Origin of the sequence: Cellulomonas hominis, from assembly GCF_901521055.1 — a bacterium.
Taxonomy (GTDB): Bacteria; Actinomycetota; Actinomycetes; order Actinomycetales; family Cellulomonadaceae; genus Cellulomonas; species Cellulomonas endometrii.
In genome coordinates, this window is the sequence record NZ_CABEGA010000073.1 from 12,951 (window position 1) to 31,074 (window position 18,124).

The 18,124-nt window shown below is 77.2% G+C and carries 15 protein-coding genes; 6 read left to right on the forward strand and 9 right to left on the reverse strand.

Annotated features, from left to right (window positions below):
- The first annotated feature begins 2 nt into the window (after positions 1-2).
- The gene (locus tag KJP73_RS16805) at positions 3-1,712 is read left to right on the forward strand and encodes an ATP-binding cassette domain-containing protein (RefSeq protein ID WP_249669480.1); all 1,710 of its coding nucleotides are present in this window, start codon (positions 3-5) and stop codon (positions 1,710-1,712) included.
- A gap of 52 nt (positions 1,713-1,764) precedes the next feature.
- On the opposite strand, the gene KJP73_RS16810 is transcribed toward KJP73_RS16805, so the two are convergent.
- Both KJP73_RS16810 and KJP73_RS16815 read right to left on the reverse strand, forming a co-directional pair.
- Positions 1,765-2,058, reverse strand: coding sequence for a hypothetical protein (locus KJP73_RS16810; protein WP_213284030.1), 294 nt, complete (start codon positions 2,056-2,058; stop codon positions 1,765-1,767).
- A 4-nt stretch (positions 2,059-2,062) separates the two neighbouring features.
- Positions 2,063-2,449, reverse strand: coding sequence for a DUF3499 domain-containing protein (locus KJP73_RS16815; protein WP_213284031.1), 387 nt, complete (start codon positions 2,447-2,449; stop codon positions 2,063-2,065).
- A gap of 72 nt (positions 2,450-2,521) precedes the next feature.
- Between KJP73_RS16815 and KJP73_RS16820 the strand changes: the two genes are divergently transcribed.
- On the forward strand, positions 2,522-2,995 hold the full coding sequence (locus tag KJP73_RS16820) for a metallopeptidase family protein (RefSeq protein ID WP_213284032.1): 474 nt from the start codon (positions 2,522-2,524) through the stop codon (positions 2,993-2,995).
- A 12-nt stretch (positions 2,996-3,007) separates the two neighbouring features.
- Positions 3,008-3,916 carry a glycosyltransferase family 2 protein gene (locus KJP73_RS16825; protein ID WP_213284033.1) on the forward strand — a complete coding sequence of 303 codons (909 nt, stop codon included), beginning with the start codon at positions 3,008-3,010 and terminating at the stop codon, positions 3,914-3,916.
- 6 nt (positions 3,917-3,922) lie between these two features.
- Here KJP73_RS16825 and KJP73_RS16830 read toward each other — a convergent pair whose 3' ends face one another.
- Genes KJP73_RS16830 through KJP73_RS16840 form a run of 3 tightly spaced genes read right to left on the reverse strand, consistent with a single transcriptional unit; the run spans position 3,923 to position 9,870 of the window.
- Positions 3,923-5,593, reverse strand: coding sequence for a DUF5719 family protein (locus KJP73_RS16830; RefSeq protein WP_213284034.1), 1,671 nt, complete (start codon positions 5,591-5,593; stop codon positions 3,923-3,925).
- Positions 5,590-9,591: a glycosyltransferase family 2 protein gene (locus KJP73_RS16835; protein ID WP_213284035.1), complete on the reverse strand. Its 4,002-nt coding sequence runs from the start codon at positions 9,589-9,591 to the stop codon at positions 5,590-5,592. The genes KJP73_RS16830 and KJP73_RS16835 overlap by 4 nt, the downstream gene beginning before the upstream one ends.
- Before the next feature lie 33 nt (positions 9,592-9,624).
- On the reverse strand, positions 9,625-9,870 hold the full coding sequence (locus tag KJP73_RS16840; RefSeq protein ID WP_282948175.1) for a WhiB family transcriptional regulator: 246 nt from the start codon (positions 9,868-9,870) through the stop codon (positions 9,625-9,627).
- A gap of 288 nt (positions 9,871-10,158) precedes the next feature.
- On the opposite strand from KJP73_RS16840, the gene KJP73_RS16845 reads away from it, so the two are divergent.
- Positions 10,159-10,911: a TIGR03089 family protein gene (locus tag KJP73_RS16845; protein WP_249669481.1), complete on the forward strand. Its 753-nt coding sequence runs from the start codon at positions 10,159-10,161 to the stop codon at positions 10,909-10,911.
- 47 nt (positions 10,912-10,958) lie between these two features.
- On the opposite strand, the gene KJP73_RS16850 is transcribed toward KJP73_RS16845, so the two are convergent.
- The 3 genes from KJP73_RS16850 to KJP73_RS16860 are packed head-to-tail and all read right to left on the reverse strand — an operon-like array spanning position 10,959 to position 14,748.
- Positions 10,959-13,061, reverse strand: coding sequence for a hypothetical protein (locus KJP73_RS16850; RefSeq protein WP_213284036.1), 2,103 nt, complete (start codon positions 13,059-13,061; stop codon positions 10,959-10,961).
- Positions 13,058-13,798, reverse strand: a complete 741-nt coding sequence (locus KJP73_RS16855) for a class I SAM-dependent methyltransferase (protein WP_213284037.1) — start codon at positions 13,796-13,798, stop codon at positions 13,058-13,060. Before KJP73_RS16855 ends, KJP73_RS16850 begins: the two co-directional genes overlap by 4 nt.
- A complete protein-coding gene (locus KJP73_RS16860) occupies positions 13,795-14,748 on the reverse strand; it encodes a glycosyltransferase family 2 protein (RefSeq protein WP_213284038.1) in 954 nt (317 codons plus the stop codon). The genes KJP73_RS16855 and KJP73_RS16860 overlap by 4 nt, the downstream gene beginning before the upstream one ends.
- Before the next feature lie 133 nt (positions 14,749-14,881).
- On the opposite strand from KJP73_RS16860, the gene KJP73_RS16865 reads away from it, so the two are divergent.
- Complete coding sequence (locus tag KJP73_RS16865; protein WP_213284039.1) at positions 14,882-15,865, forward strand: GDP-mannose 4,6-dehydratase; 984 nt, start codon at positions 14,882-14,884, stop codon at positions 15,863-15,865.
- The gene (locus tag KJP73_RS16870; protein ID WP_213284040.1) at positions 15,862-16,815 is read left to right on the forward strand and encodes a GDP-mannose 4,6-dehydratase; all 954 of its coding nucleotides are present in this window, start codon (positions 15,862-15,864) and stop codon (positions 16,813-16,815) included. Before KJP73_RS16865 ends, KJP73_RS16870 begins: the two co-directional genes overlap by 4 nt.
- A gap of 45 nt (positions 16,816-16,860) precedes the next feature.
- Here the strand turns inward: KJP73_RS16870 and manA are convergent, their stop codons facing one another.
- Complete coding sequence (manA, locus tag KJP73_RS16875; protein WP_213284041.1) at positions 16,861-18,069, reverse strand: mannose-6-phosphate isomerase, class I; 1,209 nt, start codon at positions 18,067-18,069, stop codon at positions 16,861-16,863.
- Between the last annotated feature and the right edge of the window lie 55 nt (positions 18,070-18,124).

The following is an 18,124-nucleotide window of genomic DNA, read 5'->3' on the forward strand; positions in this document are numbered from 1 at the left end:
CGATGGCACCCGGCCCGCGGCCCGGTCCGGCCGCCCGGATCGCCGCCCTCCCGCGGCTCTGGGTGGTGCTGCTGCTCGCGGTCGGCGCGCTCAACCTCGCCGTGGTGTCCTCCGCGCCCGCGCACGGGCTCGAGGGGCTCCGCCCCGCCGATCTCGCACCGCTCGTGGCGGCACTGCCGGACCCCGTGCTGGTGGCGGACGGCAGCCTCGTCGCCGCCGCGACCACGCGCTCCGACGCCCACCACGCGGTCGTGGTCGACCCGACGACCACCGTCGCCGACGCCCAGCCGCCCGCCGGCACGTCCGCGGTCGTGCTCGCGGGCGACGGGCTCGCCCTGCTGTCCGGAGGCGACCGGTGGACCGTCCCGTACGCGGGCTCGCTGCACGCCAGCGAGCTCGGAGCGCTGCTCGCGGGGTGGGAGCAGGCGCAGCGTGGCCCCACGCTCGCGTTCGCCGTGATGTCCGGCGTGCTGGCCGCGACGCTGGCCACCGCCGTGCTCACCTTCGGCATGCGGCTCGCCGCACCGCCCGGCCGTGCGGGCGCACCGCGGTCGCCCGCGGTGATCCGCTGGTGGTCGGTCTGCCTGGCCGGCGCGAGCACCGTCGCAGCGACGAGCGTCTCCCTGACCGACCGTGGCGGTCAGGGCGATCACGCCGCCACGCTCGCCGTCGACGACGTCTCGCTGAGCATCGACGACCGTGAGTTCGTCGTCCTGATCGGACCCTCCGGCTGCGGCAAGTCGACGCTGCTGCGCATGCTCGCGGGCCTGGAGGACGTGACGGCGGGCGACGTCCTGGTCGACGGGCGCCGGATGAACGACGTCCACCCCAAGAACCGGGACGTCTCGATGGTGTTCCAGAACTACGCGCTGTACCCGCACATGTCCGTGGCGCAGAACATCTCGTTCGGGCTCCGGCTCCGCCGCACGCCGCGCGCCGTCGTGCAGCAGAAGGTGGGCGCGGTCGCGGACGCCCTCGGGCTCACGCCCTACCTGGACCGGCCGCCGGCCGAGCTGTCGGGCGGTCAGCGTCAGCGCGTCGCGCTCGCCCGCGCCATGGTGCAGGACTCGCGGATCTTCCTCATGGACGAGCCGCTGTCGAACCTCGACGCGAAGCTCCGGAGCACGATGCGGGCGGAGATCCTGGACCTGCACCGCTCGCTCGGGGTCACGACGGTGTACGTCACGCACGACCAGGTCGAGGCGATGACGATGGCGGACCGGGTGGTGCTGCTCCGCGACGGGGTGGTCGTCCAGCAGGGTCCCCCGCGTGAGCTGTACCGGAACCCCGTGGACCGGTTCGTCGCCACGTTCCTCGGCGACCCGGAGATCAACCTGCTCCCGGCGGTCCGTGACCACGCCGGGCTCGACGTCCCGGGCGCGCGCGTCCCGTGGGGGTGGCTGCCCGCCGGCTCGGCCGCCGCCGCGGCAGGCTCCCGGCTGAGCCTCGGTGTCCGCCCGGAGCACCTGCGCGTGGGTGGTCACGACGAGTCCGGCCGGGGCGTCGAGGACGCCTCGCTCGACGCGGAGCTCGTCCTGCTGGAGCTGCGCGGGGACGACGCGTTCGCGACGTTCCGGGCGGGCGACCGCACGCTCGTCGCGAAGGTCCCGGCGGAGACGCCGCTCCGGCCGGGTGACCGCACGACGCTGCGCCTCGACACCGCCCGGGTGCACGTCTTCGACGACACGACCGGGGTGACCCTGCCGGGATGACGGGGGCCGGGGTGAAGCCCGACCGACCGCGCACCTGCACGCGGGCCGTGCCTCAGCCCTTGCTGGACCGCCGGACGACCTCGTCACGGCTGAGCGCCGTCCCGTCGCCCGCCACGGGGAACCACGCGCGGTGCTCGCACTCGTGGCAGGACACGAACGTCACGTCGGTGCCGTCGGCGAGCGCCAGGTGCAGCCGCGTGAGCCGCTCCGACCCGCACACCTCGCACGTGCTCGTGCCGGGTGCGTGCGTCTGCCCCGTCTGGCTCAGGGACCCCAGGGGCGCTGCCTCCGGCTCGGCCCGGCGGCCCTTGCGGCGTCCCGGTGCACCGCCCCCTGCGGTCGCCATCGCGCTAGTCCTCGTCGCTGCGCAGGACGCGGAGGTGCCCGCGGCGGCGGGTCTCGGTCTCGGCGAGCTGCGAGGCCGCCGGCAGCCCGTCCGGGACGGCGGCGGCGTGCCTCGGCGCGGGTCGGCCCGCCTCCCGCACGGCGTCGGCGAGGGCGAGCAGGTCGTCGTGGCTGGGGCCGGACTCGACGAACTCCGGGGTGAGCCGGACGACCTCCCACCCGCGGGGTGCGGTGAGGCGCGACGCGTGCTCGGCGCACAGGTCGTAGGAGTGCGGCTCGGCGAGCGTCGCGAGCGGGCCGAGCACGGCGGTCGAGTCCGCGTACACGTACGTCAGGGTGGCGACCGCCGGACGACCGCACGCGGTGCGGGAGCACTGGCGGACTGGTCTCACGGGGTAGACCGTACCGCCGCATCCCCCCGGCGACGCGCGCGACCCGCGTTGTCACCCGGATACAGTGCCCGGATGGCTCTCCGTCGGTCCGTCCCCGCCCTCCCGGGCGACCGTCGCCCCGCCCCGACCGGCGCGGTCCGTCGTCGCGACCGGCGCGGGCGCGGCATCCGCGGGCCGCTGCTCCCGGCGACGCTCCCGGCGCACCGCACGCGGGCGGAGCGGTTCGACGACCTGGTGCTGGACTCCGTCGAACGGCTGGAGTCGCGGTGGGGCACGTACCTGGACGGCGTGGAGTTCGCCGTGGAGGACGTGCCGCCCTCGAACCCGGCGCCCTGGGAGGGCGGCGGCGTGCCGCTGGGCCGGTACTTCCCCGCCCAGCCCGGGCTCCCGCCGCGGATCGTCGTCTACCGGCGACCGGTCGAGAGCCGCGCAGGCGACGCCGACGAGCTGGCCGACCTGGTGCACGAGGTGGTCGTCGAGCAGGTCGCGCACCTGCTGGGCCGGTCCCCGGACGAGGTGGACCCCGAGGCCGGCGACGGGCGATAACCTGACCCGGCCATGACGATCCCTGCCCCGGACCCGCGCCGCACCGACGCCGACCACCCTGCCGACGCCCCGGCCGCCCGCCCGGCGGTGCGCGTGGTGAGCATCGTGTTCCACCCGGGCGACGAGCTCGCGGACTTCACCCGCTCCCTGGCCGCGGCGACCACCGCTGACGTCGACCTGGTCCTCGTGGACAACGGCACCGACGGCGTGGTCGCGGACCGCCTGGCGGCCGAGGCCGGGGGTCGTGTGGTCCGCACGGGCGAGAACCTGGGCTACGGCGGCGGCGCGAACGCCGGTGCCCGCGGGGCGACCCAGCCGTGGCTGGTGGTGGCGAACCCGGACGTCGTGTGGGAGCCGGGCTCGCTCGACACCCTGCTCGCCGCGGCGGAGCGGTACCCGCGGGCTGGGGCCCTCGGACCGGCGCTGCTGAACGAGGACGGCACGGTGTACCCGTCCGCGCGCGAGCTGCCGTCGCTCACGCAGGGCGTCGGGCACGCGGTGTTCGGCAAGGTCTGGCCCGGCAACCCGTGGACCCGGGCGTACCAGCGCCGGCAGGAGACCGCCGGCCAGGAGCGCCCCGCGGGCTGGCTGTCGGGTGCGTGCCTGCTGCTGCGCCGCGAGGCGTTCGAGGCCGTCGGCGGGTTCGACGAGTCGTACTTCATGTTCTTCGAGGACGTGGACCTGGGCGAGCGGCTGGCGCTCGCCGGCTGGGAGAACGTGTACGTCCCGTCAGCGCGCGTGGTGCACGTCGGCGGCGTGTCGTGGAAGGCGCGGCCGGCCCCGATGATCTCGGCGCACCACGCCTCCGCCGAGCGGTACCTGCACCGGCGCTACCACCGCTGGTACCAGTGGCCGGTGCGCGCGGCGATCTCCGTAGGACTCAAGGCCCGCGAGGTCGTCGAGCTGCGCGCCGCCCGCTGAGGGCCGTCAGCCGACGCCGAGCCGGCGCCCCTCGCGGACCTCGGCCTGCGTCACCGCGTCGGCGTCGGTGAGCGGCCCGACGACGGACAGGAAGGCCCCGTCCGCACGGGACACCGACGCCACCAGCGACCACGCGACGTCGACGGAGTCGTCGTCCGGTGCCAGCACCTCGACCCCGACGACCCCGTTGCCGAGCCGGCGGACGTCGAGCGTCACCGTGGAGCCGACGGGCACCTCGACGTCCTGCTCCCCGACCACGCCGGTCGCACCGTGGGCGCGCACGGTCACCGTCACTGCCGGGCCCTGGGGCTCGGCGGTGGCGGCCGGGTCGGGTCGCTGGCCCTGCGTCGGCTCGGGGGTGGGGGTCGCCGAGGGCGTCGGGGTCGGCGCGGCACCGCTGTCGTCGCCGGTGGGGACGGCCCCGAGCGCGAGCGTCCCGACCGTCCCGGCGGGGACGGCGACCAGGCCGCTGCCGGTGCTCGTCGCGGGGGCCCAGGCGCGCTCGAGCCGCGGCTGCTCGTCGAGCTCGCCGGGGTCGCCCGTCCGCGCGACCATCCCGCCGGCGACGACCGGCGCGGTCGACTCGACGACGGCGGTGTAAGTGCCGGCCGCCAGGCCGCCGAGCGACAGGTCCGTCACCTCGCCGGGTGCCAGGTCCACCGCCTCCGCGCCGGGCAGGACGACGTCGCCGTCCGGACCGAGCAGGCGCACGGACACGGTCGCGGGCTCGTCGCCCGGGGCCAGCAGCCGCAGGGCGCCGGCGTCGGCGGCGTCGACCGCGGTGCCCGGCACGGACAGCCCGGGGACGACCTGGGTGGTGGCCGGGGCCGCTCCGCCCGCGACCAGGTCGGTGCCCCGCGGGGTGAACCCGTCCAGCAGCGAGTCCTGCACGTACGCCGCGACCTGACCGCCGGAGGCGGAGACGTGCACGACCGTCCGGCGCTGCTCCGCGGCGACGCCCGGCAGGACGACGACCTGCTGCGCGCCCGGTGCCACGAGCAGGCGGCCGCCGTCCGCGAGCTCGACCCGGCCGGACGGCCCCCACACCTCGACGGTGACGTCGGCGGCGGTCGCCCCGGGGTTCACGACGACCAGGTCCGCGGTGCTCTGCAGCTCGGTGCTGCCGCCGACCAGCCATACGTCGGCGGTGGGCGGGGTGCAGGACGCGGCCGACAGGCCCCGCAGGTCGCCGTCGGTGACGATCGACGAGGTCGCCCCCGCCACCCGCGCCGGCTCGCCGTCCAGGGGCTCGGCCCGCAGGATCACCGGCGCCGTCGGCGAGGTGAGGCGCCCGGTGCCGGCGTCGAGCGCCACACCCGCACCGTCGAGCGGCGTGAGCGACGCCGTGCCGGACGACCCGGTGTCGAAGGCGCTGACGGACTCGTTCGGCGCGACCGGGACCCGGTCGAACGCGGAGTCGCCGGACGTCGTGTCGTCGGGCAGCTGCAGCGGGCCCGGGCACACGAGGGTCGCGGCGGCGGCCGGCACGTCGACGGTGCTCGCGGGCACCGGGTCCGAGCCGGCCGGGGGCGCCGCGACGGCCAGGGCGACCACCCCGCCGGTCAGGCCCAGCACCAGGACGCCGGACAGCACGCGCGCCACCCGGGCCGCGCGGGAGCGACGCGGCGTCGGCACGCCCGGCTCCTGGTGGTCGCTCGCGTTCACGTCCGCGGTCATCGTCTCCCCGCCCGCCTGCGCCGGACCGGCAGCGCCAGCAGCACCGCGAGCAGCAGCACCACCCCCTGCGCCACCGTCCACATGGTCCGGTCGGGGGCGCTGTGCGCGACGACCAGCCGGCCGCCGTCCGCCCCGACCTCGAACGTCTGCCGCCACCCGTCCGTCACCGCGCGCAGCGGGACGCCGTCGAGCGTGGCGTGCCAGCCGGCGTCCGCACGCTCGGCGAGCACCAGCAGCCGGGCCGCGTCGCCGGCCTCGATCCGGGTGTCGACGCGGCCCACCACGCCCGGCACGGCGGGCACGGCGGTGGCGTCCGCGCCGGCGAGCCCCGCGGCGTCCTGCGCGGCGGTGGCGTCCGGCACCAGGCGGGCCCAGGCGGCGACGACAGAGGCTGCTGCTGCGACGTCCGCCTGCTCGGTGTCGTCGGTGTCGTCGGTGTCGTCGGTGTCCGCGGCGTCCTCGCCCACGGCGGCGCCCGACGGCTGCACCCGCCAGATGACCCCGGCGACGCCCTCCGTGATGCGCTCGAGCCCGGGGGTCGCGTCGAGCCGTCCGACCAGCGCCGTGCGGGCCTGGTCCAGCGCGACGTCGCCCGCCTCGGTGAGCGGCGGGACCAGCACGTCTGCGACAGCCAGCGCCGCGAGGTCGGCCGCCACGTCGGTGCTCGACCCGACCGACAGCGCGCCGACGACGCCCTGCAGCTCCGCGGTCGCGTCGTCGGGGTCCGCGACGGCCGGGTCGGCGAGGGACCCGCGCAGCTCGCGGGTGCGGACCGCGGCGGCGTCCTCGACCACCTGCGGGCCGTTGCCGCGCAGCAGCTGCCAGTCCACGACGTCGCCGGTGGTCGGGACGAGCGCGAGCACGCGCGGGGCGTCCTCGGACTCCTGCGTCTGGCGGCCGATCGCCGGCACCACCGCGCGCGACATCGTCGTGAGGTCGGTGCCGCCGGCACGCGCCTCCCCCGCCCAGCCCGCCCAGGCGGCGAGCGGCAGCAGCACGACGACGAGCGTGACGACCCCCGCCGTCACCTGGCGCCAGCCGAACGACGCGCGGTCGAGCCACGCGCGCAGCCCGCGGGTGCCGGTGACGGCGGCGGCGAGCAGGCCGGCCATCGCGAGCGACACGCCCGACCCGGCCCAGCCGGGCACGAGCACGCCGTCGTCCTGACCGACGGCCACCCGGCCGGCGACCAGCGCGACGGCGAGCCCGACGGCCGCGGCGCACCAGCCGATCCGCACCACGCGCGCCTGCGGTGCGCCGCGCAGCAGTGCCAGCAGCGCGAGCAGCAGCACCGCCCCGCCGGTCGCGGCCGGCCACCAGTCGCCGACCACGTCCGGCACCCAGGACGGCAGCCACGACGGGACCAGGCCCGGGGCGTCGACCGGCACGCCGAGCAGCGTCGCCACCGGGGAGGCCGGCGCGGAGGCCAGCGGCGACCCGGGGTCGGCGAGCAGCAGGCGCAGCCCCTGCACGCCGCGGGACGCCGCCTCCGCGAGCGCGGGGCCGAGCAGGACGAGCGCGGGCACGGCCGCCAGCACGACACGCAGCCGCCGGCCCCGCGGGGCGCAGGCGGCGATCAGGAGCAGCAGCAGGACGCCCGGGAGCAGCAGGGCGGGTGCACCGGCGGCGACGGCGGCGAACGCGAGCGACGCGGCGGCGGCCGCGGCGATCGAGCCCGACGGGCGGGCGGGCGAGGCCGTCGCGGGGCCCTCGGGGATCGCGCTCGCGTCGGTGCCGAGGGGCGTGGCGACGGGCTCCGCGGCCGCCGTGGGCGCCCCGACGCCGGCGGTCTCCGCGCGGGGCAGGTCGCCGCCGCCAGCAGGACCGTCCGCGGCAGAGTCAGCAGCAGGGTCCGCGTCAGGCTCCCCGTCACCGTCCGCGGCAGAGTCCGCGCCGTCGACCCGGGCGGTGACCGACGTCCGGGCCGGCGGGTTCACGACGGCGCGCGTGCCGCGCACGGGGGTCACGGCGTCGAGCTCGCTGGTCGACGCGGCAGCCACGTCGCCGTCGCGGTCGCCCCGGAGGCCGTCTCGCGCGTCGTCCCCGTCGGCCGGCGTCGTCGCACCCTCCGGCGGCGTCGCGCCCTCCGGGGTCGTCGCACCCTCCGGCGTCGCCGCCTGGTCCCGCGTCGCGGCGTCGCGGTCCTCGTCGCCCGCCCGCCGCCGGCGGCGCCCACGCGGGGCCTCGCCGGCCCGGGCCCACGCCTCGGGGTCGGGCCACTCCTCCGCGCCGGGGTCGCGCACGGCCCCGGCGGCGTCGTCGGTGCGCGCGGCGGTCGCGACGCCGGACAGCACCTCGTCCACCTGCTGCACCCCGACCGCCCGGGCGAGCGCCAGCACGAGCCACGGCAGGGCCGCGTGCACGAGCACGGCGCCCGCACGGCCCTGGCCGGCGGCGAGCAGGAGGCTGGGCAGCGCGGCCCACACGATCGCCGCCCAGACCCGCACGGTCACGGAGCGTGTGGCGGCACCGGCGGCGAACCACGCGCCGAGGCCGGACAGCAGCATCCCGCCCAGCACGAGCACGGCGAGCGCGACCCCGAGGCTCCCGCCGGCGACCGCGGTGCCCGGCAGCAGGGCGCTGAGGAAGGCGTCGGCAGGGCCGGGCGCGCCGAGCTCACCGGAGACCCAGCCGCTCGTCGCCGCGTCCCAGAGGTCGCGGAGCCCGGCGGCCGCGGGCAGCAGCGCGCCACCGGCCAGCGTCTCCCCGCTCAGCACCCCGAGGACGAGCGGTCCGAACGCGGCGGCGGTGACGGCGACGAGCGCCACGACGACGACGACGAGACCGGCGCGGCGTCGCACCGCCAGCGCGGCGAGCTCCCGCAGCTCCAGCTCCGACGGCGCGCGGACGACCCGCCGGGCTTCGGCCCGGGTGAGGCGCCGGTCGCGCCACTGCTGCCAGACCGTGCGCAGGTCCGCCTGGAGCGGGCGGAGGGTGCGCCGGGGCACCCTCCGGGTCCGGCGGGCCTGTGCACGGGCGCGCACGACGGCGGCGGGCCGGCCGAGCGCGCGCAGCGGTGCCGCGACCTCCGCGGCCGCGAGCGCGGGCTCCTTGGTGGCGATCCGGACGAGCACCCGGACGGCGCCCGCGAGCACGGCCATGACGGCGACGAGCGGCAGCAGCGGCAGGGGCGCCCAGACGAGCCGCTGGTGCAGCAGCGCCGTGCGGCGGGCGGCGTACGAGCGGCGGGGCTCGGCGACGTCGGGCTCGCCGTCGGCGTCCAGGTCGACGAAGGCGCCGAGGTCCTCGCCGTGGTCCCGCAGCCCGTGGTACGACGCCTGGGCGTGCCGGACGACGGCGGACGGCACCACGACGACGCGGTGCCCCGCGAGGCGGGCGCGGCGCGACAGGTCGAGCCCGTCGCCGAACGGCCCGAGGGCCGGGTCGGTGCCGCGCAGCTCCTCCCAGACGTCGCGCCGGACGAGCGCGCCGACCATGCCGACGCCGAGCACGTCCTCGCGGCCGTCGTGCTGACCCTGGTCGACCTCGCCGGGCTCGACGTCGGTCATCCGGCGGCCGGAGCGCGACGTGCGGACCCCGACCTCGAGCAGGCGCGCGGGTGCGGTCCAGGTGCGCTGCTTCACGCCGGCCACGCCGACGGACGGGGCGGCATCGACGGCGCGGACCAGCTCGGCGAGCGCGGCGGGGTCGGGGGCGGAGTCGTCGTGCAGCAGCCACAGCCACCGCTGGGCGCCGCTGTCGGCGGCCAGCGCGGTGCGCACGGCGTCGCCGAAGGTCCGGGCCCGCGGGGCGGTGAGGAGCGTGGTGGACCCGGCAGGGAGTCCCGCGTCGCGCAGCACCGCGGCGAGGGCCGGGTCGGGCCGGTCGCCGACGTCGACGAGCAGCACCCGGGCCGGCGCGCGGCGCTGGGCCGCGAGCGCGCGGAGCGTCGTCGGGAGGAAGGGGGTGGCGCCACGGGCGACCACGACCGCCGTGACGGGGGCCGTGGCGGTCAGGGAGCCCGTGGCGGGCGCGCCGGAGGGCGGGACGTCGGACATGCTCACGACATCATGCGCCCCGGCGGGCGCGGCTCAGACCACACGCCGCTTGAGCTTGCGGCGCTCTCGCTCCGACAGTCCGCCCCAGATGCCGAACCGCTCGTCGTTGGCCAGCGCGTACTCCAGGCACTCGGCCCGGACCTCGCAGCCGGTGCAGACCTTCTTGGCCTCGCGCGTCGAGCCGCCCTTCTCGGGGAAGAAGGCCTCGGGGTCGGTCTGGGCGCACAGCGCGCGCTCCTGCCAGCCCATGATGCCGTCGTCCTCGGGCGTGCCGAACATCGGCAGCACGCTGGCGAGACCGTCCTGCTTGGGTGTGTGGGCGTCCGACGGGAAGGATCCCTCGTCGTCGAGCAGACTCCACATGTGTGCCTCCCCCGTCGTGCTCGGTGATGATGGTGCGGTGCTGTGTCAGGCCTCGTGACGAAGCCCTTCTGGGGGAATTACACGCGTGTCGTTCGGCGTAGTCAAGCGGAAGAGTGCTATTGCACCCCTCACCGGGCGATATGTCCGGTTGCCCGTCAGCATGCGGGACAGCGGGCCGGCGGTCCCCGGACCTAGGCTGCTCGCGTGCCCCCGACGAACCCCCGCCGTGCCGCCGACCTCCCCCACGTCCTGTCCGCCCTGCTCAGCGAGCCGGGCCACCCGCGCCTGACCTGGTACGGACCCGCGGGCGAGCGCATCGAGCTCTCCGGCGCGGTCCTCGACAACTGGGTGAGCAAGACCACCAACCTGCTCGTCGAGGAGCTCGACGCCGGACCGGGGACGCGGGTGCTGCTGGACCTCCCGCCGCACTGGCGGACGGTCGTCTGGGCGCTCGCCGCCTGGCGGCTCGGCGCGACCGTGGTCACCCAGGGCGCGGACGGCCCCGCGGCCGGCGACGTGGACGTCGTCGTGTCCGACCGGCCGGGCGAGCTGGACCTGCCCCGGGGCGCCGGGGTGGTCGCCGTGGCCCTGCCGGCGCTCGCGCGGCGGTTCGACGGCGCCCTGCCGCCCGGGGCGCTCGACGCTGCCCAGTCGGTCATGACCTACGGCGACGTGATCGGCTGGGCGCCGGTGCCCGAGCCCGACCGGCCCGCGCTGGGCGACCTGCCGCACGCGGCGCTGCTCGCGGCGGCCGCCGACGCCGCCCCGGTGCCCGACGGGTCCCGGACGCTGCTGACCGCCACCGACGACCGGGCGGCGACGGCGACGGCGCTGCTCGCGGTGCTGGGCGTGCTCGCCGAGGGCGGCTCCGTCGTGCTGCTGCGGCCGGAGCCCGGGGACGACGCCGCGCGGGTCGAGCGGGTGGTCGCCACCGAGCGGGTCACCGCGCGGCTCTGACGCCCGCCAGGTCCGTCACCCCGCCGCACCTCTCCCCGCCGCGCCCCTCACCCCGCCGGCGCGACGGAGCCGTCGGGCTGCACCAGGCCCACCCACACCTCGCTCCACGTCGTGTCCACCGCGGTCGGCGGGCCGGTCAGCGTGCGGCCGAGGGTCGTCGACGCCGTCCCCCCGACGGACGCCACGGGCGGGGCTGTCCACGGGTAGTCGGTGACGTCGAAGCTCAGCGCCGCGACCGGCTCCCCGCCCCACGCGGACCGCACCGCCGCGAGGTCGGCGGCGCTCGGCGGCTCCAGGTACTCGACCACCTCGACGTCGCACACCACCCGCAGCGTCGCGAGGTACCGGAACGGGCTGGAGTGCGTCCACACGACCCGCCGCACCCCGAGGTCCGCGAGCTCGTCGCACACCGCGTGCGCCTGCGTCGCGCGGCCCGACAGCTCCACGGTGCCGGAGACGGATCCCCACGTCGTGACCGGGAACGCGACCACCGCGGCCGCGAGACCCGCCGCGGTCGCCCGCCGCACGAGGGTCCACGGCCCGGCCCCCCCGCCGCCGGGCGCGCGGACAGGCCACGGCCCCGCGAGCGCCGCCAGCGCGCACGCCCCGGCGACGAGCAGCCCCGGGAACGTCGCGGGCAGCAGCCGCCGGACCGCCCAGATCTGGTCGGGCGTGATGCTGACCCGCACCAGCGGGAACACCGCCGCGACCCCGACCACCGCGACGAGCACCGTCGCCGCGGGGTCCCGCCGCGCGACGGCCCGCCACGCGAGCAGCGCCAGCCCCGCGAACCCGAGCACGACGGCCGGGACACCGAGGTACCAGGACACCCAGGCGAGGGTCTGCTCGTCGTAGGACCGGGAGGCGTCGAGCGGCTGCCCCGCCGCGGCCTGCAGCACCTGGACCGCGTACCCGAAGCCGGAGGCGGGGTCGGTGTGGTGGCCCTCCCACCACAGCGGCCGGCTCGCGAGCACCACCCCGACCAGCAGCGCCGTCCCCGCGGCCGCCCGGCCGAGCACCCGCGCCCGGCCGTGGACGAGCCGGCGCACCGGGGCCAGCCACGCCGCGGGCAGCAGCAGGGCCGCCACCGCCAGCACCACCAGCACGCCGGTGACGGCCAGGAGGCTGGTCAGCTGCGCGGTGTGGACGCGCACGTACTCCGGGCTGAGCAGCAGCACGTCGGTCATCCCGAGCGCCGCCATCGCGACCCCGGCGCCGATCGCCGCGAGCGCCGCCCGCACCGCCGCGCGCCGGTCCCGCCGGCCCAGCGGGGACGCCGCGACCAGCACGTACCCGAGCGCCAGCCCGATCACCACCACCGCCCCGTCGATCCGCGCCGCCGCGACCGCGCCGAGCAGCGTCCCGACCAGCACGTGCGGTCCCGCCCCGGCCTCCCGGCGCCACACCCCGTGCGCGACCGCGAGGCCGCCGCACAGGAACGCCACGGTGAGCGGCTCGGTGTACGCCGCGCGGGTGAAGGTGCCGAACGGCAGGCTCAGCGCCAGCGCGGCGGTGGGCACGAGCGCCCACAGGGGGCCCGCGAACCGGCGCGCCGCCGCGAACACCGCCAGGAGCGCCACCACCCCGATCGCCAGGTTCCCGGCCAGCACCGCGCGCTCGCCGCCCAGCCAGCCCTGCATCGCCAGCAGCGCCGGGAGCATCTTGTTGCCCTGCGCGTACAGGTGGCCGTCGTGCAGCCAGAACGCCTCGGTGCCCGCGCTCGCCCCGGCGACCGCGGCGTCGGCCGCCGACCCGACGGGGACCGGTGCCGCGGCGTGGTCGGTGAGCCACAGGGCCTGCAGCGTGAGGAACCCGGGGTCCCGGTTGACGACGACGTACTCGGCGACGGACCGCAGGCCGAGCACGACCCACCCCGCGCACAGCACCAGGACGGCGGCCAGCGCCCCGGTCTGCGCGGCGGACGCACGCGGCGCGCGCGGGACCCAGCGCCAGGTCGCGGCGGTGAGCGCGGCCGCGAGCGCGAGCACCACGACGGGGCGGAACGCGCCGAGCAGCACCGCGACCAGCCCCGCCAGCCCGAGCGCCAGCAGCACGACGGGCAGCCGGTCCGGCAGCGCGAGCAGCGCGCGGACGACGGCCGGGGCGCGCGGGACCGCCGGCCGGGCCGGCGTGCCCCCGGCGGCCGTCACGGCCGGGCGGGCAGCGTGAGCACCGCCGACTCCCGGGGGTACGGCAGCGACGGCACCCAGCCGCGGTAGCGGTGCACGGCCAGCCCGGAGCCGGCGAGCGCCGCGGCGTACCGGGGACGCTGGCTGTCGTCCAGCAGCACGATCCCGCCCGGTGCCAGGCGCCGGGCCGCGGCCTCGACGCAGGCGGTGCGCGCGCGGCCGTCGACCACGACGAGGTCCAGCTCGCCGGGCACCCGGTCGATCGCGCGCACGTACGCCGCGTAGTCGAGCCCCTCCTCGCCCCGCCGGCCGGAGGGCACCACCGGCGCGCGGGACTCCTCGGGCGCGACCTCCAGGAGCTCCAGCCGGTCCGCCACGCCGGCGTCGCGGGCGAGGTCCCGGACCAGCGCGGCGAACCCGGCGTGGTGCTCGACGCTCGTCACCTGCGCGGCGCGCCGGGCCAGCCAGATGGACGACGCCCCGGAGCCGTACTCGAACACCCGCGCGGACCCGCCCAGCTCGGCGAGGCGCTCCTCGACGCGCGCCGCGGCACCGTACGTCCACCACGGCACGTCGAGGGCCACGAGGTCGGCGGCGTCGTGGATCGCGAACAGCGACCGCGTGTGGGCCGCCAGGCCGCCCGGGTGCGCCCGGCCCCGCCGGTCCAGGGCGCCGAGCGCCCCTGCGGCCTCGGCGGCCCGCCGCGCGGACCGCCACAGCCCCACGTACGCGGTGCGGCCGATCGAGCCGGCGGTCACGGCAGGTCCTCCCGGGCGTCGTACTGCAGGCGCTTGGTCCGCTCCAGCTGCTCCTCCAGCAGCACCCGGTTGGTGCGCAGCAGGTCCGACAGCACCCCCAGCGCCGCCGACAGCAGGCACGCGACGGCCATGATCGCCCCGAAGATCAGCGACTGGACGTTCCCCGCCTGCCCGTTCGCCACCCACAGCACCAGGAACCGCACCATCGGGACGAGCGCCAGCACGCCGAACACCGCGGCGAGCGTCGCGAACACCACGTACGGCTTGTACATCAGGTACGACCGCACGATGGCCGACGCGGACCGGGCCATGTGGTGGAACACGCTGCGGAACAGCCGGGACTCGCGCGTCTTGGCGTGGGTGACCACCGGGATGCTGACGATCCGCAGCCGCTTGTGGCCGGCCTGGATGATCGTCTCCATCGCGTACGAGAAGTCGGTGAGCACGTTGAGCCGCAGCAGCGCGCCCCGGGAGTACGCCCGGAACCCGCTGGCCGCGTCCGGCAGCCGGGTGTCCGCCGCGCCGTTCACGACCGCGCTGCCGAACCGCTGCATCCGCTTCTTGAACCAGGAGAACTCCGCGATCGTCGCCGTCTGCCGGTCGGCGATCACCACGTCCGCCACGCCCTCCAGGACCGGCCGCACGAGGTCGCCGATCCGGTCCTGCGGGTACTGGTCGTCGCCGTCGGTGTTCACCACGACGTCCGCCCCGTGCGCGAGCGCCCAGTCGACGCCGTCCCGGAACGAGCGCGCGAGCCCCATCGTCCGCGCGTGCCGCACGACCGCGGCGCCGTGCTCCCGGGCGATCTCCGCGGTGCGGTCGGTGGACCCGTCGTCGACGACCACGACCGCGATCTCGTCCACGCCGTCGATGTGCCGCGGGATCGAGGACAGCACCGCGCCGAGCGTCGCCTCCTCGTCGAGGCACGGGACCTGCACGACGACCTTCATGCGCTGCTCACACCCGCTCACGACCGTTCGCCGGACCGCCCCGCACCGGCCGGCCGCGGGTCGTCGGTAGCCTAGCCACCAGGGCCGACGTGCAGAGCCGCTGCGCCGCGCCCCCGACGGAACCGGAGACCACATGGCACGCGCACTCATCACGGGCATCACCGGCCAGGACGGCCTGTACCTCGCCGAGCTGCTGCTCGCGAAGGGGTACGAGGTGTTCGGGCTGGTGCGGGGGCAGAACAACCCGAAGATCGCCCTGGTGCGCGAGGCCGTCCCGGAGGTCCACGTCCTGACGGGCGACCTGACCGACATGTCGAGCCTGATGGGCGCGCTGGCCGTCGCCCGCCCCGACGAGGTCTACAACCTGGGCGCGATCTCCTACGTCGCCTACTCCTGGCAGAACGCCCGCATCACGACCGACGTCACCGCCGCCGGCGTCCTGAACATGCTCGAGGCGGTGCGGCTGCACTGCGGCGACGACCCGCGCCGCGTGCGGTTCTACCAGGCGTCGTCCTCGGAGATGTTCGGCAAGGTGCAGGAGGTCCCGCAGCGCGAGACCACGCTGCTCTGGCCCCGGTCGCCGTACGGCGTGGCCAAGGTGTTCGGCCACTACATGACGATCAACTACCGCGAGTCGTACGGGATGCACGCCTCGTCGGGGATCCTGTTCAACCACGAGTCCCCGCGCCGCGGCCCGGAGTTCGTCACCCGCAAGGTGTCCCGGGCGGTCGCCCGCATCTCGCTCGGCCTGCAGGACGAGCTGGTGCTCGGCAACCTCGAGGCGCGCCGTGACTGGGGCTTCGCCGGCGACTACGTCGAGGCGATGTGGCGGATGCTGCAGCAGGACGAGCCCGACGACTACGTGGTCGCGACCGGCGCGACGCACTCCATCCGGGACCTGCTGGACGCGGCGTTCGCGCACGTCGGCATCGACGACTGGTCGCACCTGGTGCGCACCGACCCGGAGTTCGTCCGCCCGGCGGAGGTGGACCTGCTGGTCGGCGACGCGTCCAAGGCACGCGACGTGCTGGGCTGGCAGCCGACCGTCGACTTCCCGGCCCTGGTCGCCATGATGGTCGAGCACGACCTGGCCGAGCAGCGGGCCCTCGTCGGGTGACCGTCGCACTGGTCACCGGCGCGACCGGGCAGGACGGGTCGTACCTGGTCGAGAGGCTGCTGGCGGAGGGCGTCGACGTGCACGGGGTGGTCCGCCCCGGGGACGGGGTGCCGCCGGGGACGGCGTGGACCGCGCACAGCGTGGACCTGGCCGACCGCGCCGCCCTGCGCGCGCTGGTGCTCCAGGTCGCCCCGGACGAGGTCTACAACCTCGGCGGCATCAGCTCGGTGGCGCTGTCCTGGCGCGAGCCCGAGGCGACCGCCGAGCTCTCCGGCCTCGCGCCGCTGACCGTGCTCGACGCGGCGCTGGCCGTCCAGGACGCGGCCGGCAGGCCGGTGCGGGTGGTGCAGGCGTCGTCGGCGGAGATCTTCGGGCACCCGGACCGCGTCCCCCAGGACGAGTCGACGCCCGTCGCGCCGCGGAACCCGTACGGGGCCGCGAAGGCGTTCGCGCACCACCTGGCCGCCGTCTACCGGGAGCGCGGCCTGCACGTCGCGTCCTGCGTGCTGTTCAACCACGAGTCCCCGCGCCGCCCGGAGACCTTCGTGACCCGCAAGATCACGCGCGGCGCGGCGCGGATCGCGCTCGGGCTGGACGACCGGCTGACGCTGGGCAACCTGGACGCCCGCCGGGACTGGGGGTGGGCGCCGGACTACGTGGACGCGATGGTCCGCGCGGCGCGGCACACCGCGGCGGGCGACTGGGTCGTCGCGACCGGGCAGGCGCACAGCGTCGGCGACTTCGTGCGCGCCGCGTTCGCCCGGGCGGGCGTCGAGGACTGGGAGCGGCACGTCGAGGTGGACGCCGCCCTCCTGCGCCCCGGCGACGCGCCCGAGCTGGTCGGCGACCCCGGGCGGGCGGAGCGCGAGCTCGGCTGGCGGCGCACGCACGACTTCGACGCGCTGGTCGGCGCGATGGTCGACCACGACCTCACGCTCGCGCGGGGCTGAAAGCGGCCCCCGCCCGGGCTCACCGGCGCCCCGCGCCCGGCACGGTCAGGGCACGTCGGCCTGGACCAGGCGGGCCTTGCCCTGGACCTCGAGCGGCCCGTCGGAGGCCGGCACGAACGCCGCGTCGCCGCGGTCGAGCACCAGCGTCGAGCCGGACCGCGCCTTGACGGTCACGGTGCCGTCCAGGCACAGCACGATGCGCGGGCCGCGGCCGGGCAGCGGGTGCACCGACTCGTCCTCGACGTGGCTCAGCGAGAGCTCGAAGTCGTCGACCGGCGCGTAGTAGACGCGGGTGGCGCCGTGGAACCGCTCGGGGGCGATCCGGATGGGCGGGGCCGCGACGTAGTCGACGTTGCGCAGCAGCTCCGCGACGTCCACGTGCTTCGGGGTGAGCCCGGCGCGCAGCACGTTGTCCGAGGACGCCATGATCTCGACGCCCACGCCGCTCAGGTACGCGTGCACGCCGCCGGCGGGGACGAACAGCGCGTCGCCGGGGTGCAGCGTCACGGGGTTGAGCAGCAGCGAGGTGACGACACCGGGGTCGCCGGGGTAGGCCTCCGCGAGCCGGACCACGATCCGGTCGGCGCGCGGCGACGGGGAGCCGTCGGCCAGGCGGGCCTTGCAGGCGTCCACGACACCCTGCACCGCCACCGCGTCGGGACGGGTCCCGGGCTGCAGCAGCTGGGTGAACGCCGCCTCGATGCCGCGGGCGTCGGGCTGGTCCGCCAGCACGTCGTGCAGCTCCTTGGCCAGCGGCGCGTCCAGCCCGGCGAGCAGCTCCGCGGCGCGGCGGGGCGCGCGGAACCCGCAGACCGCCTCGAACCGGGTCAGCGCGTAGACGAGCTCGGGCTTGTGGTTGCGGTCGCGGTACGACCGGTGCGGCGCGTCGATCGGGACGCCCGCGGCCTCCTCCCGCTCGAACCCCTCGCGCGCCGCGTCGACGTGCGGGTGCACCTGCAGGGACAGCGGCCGGTCGGCCGCGATCACCTTGAGGAGGTACGGCAGCGTGGGGCCGAACCGGGCGACCACCCCGTCGCCGAGGGCGCCACGCGGGTCGCGGGCGATCGCCTCGGTGAGGGTCTCGCCGCCGTGCGGCGCGGAGGGCGCGGCGACGACGCGGGAGGGCCCGGCGTGGTGGGCGCCGAACCAGGCCTCCGCCACGGGCTCACCCGTCACCGGCGTGCCGAGGAGGCCGGGGATCGCGGACGGCGAGCCCCAGGCGTAGTGCAGCTCGGCACTCGAGATCCGGATCATCACGCTCCCATCATCGCCCGAATTCGGACAGATTGGCACATAACGGACATCGGTG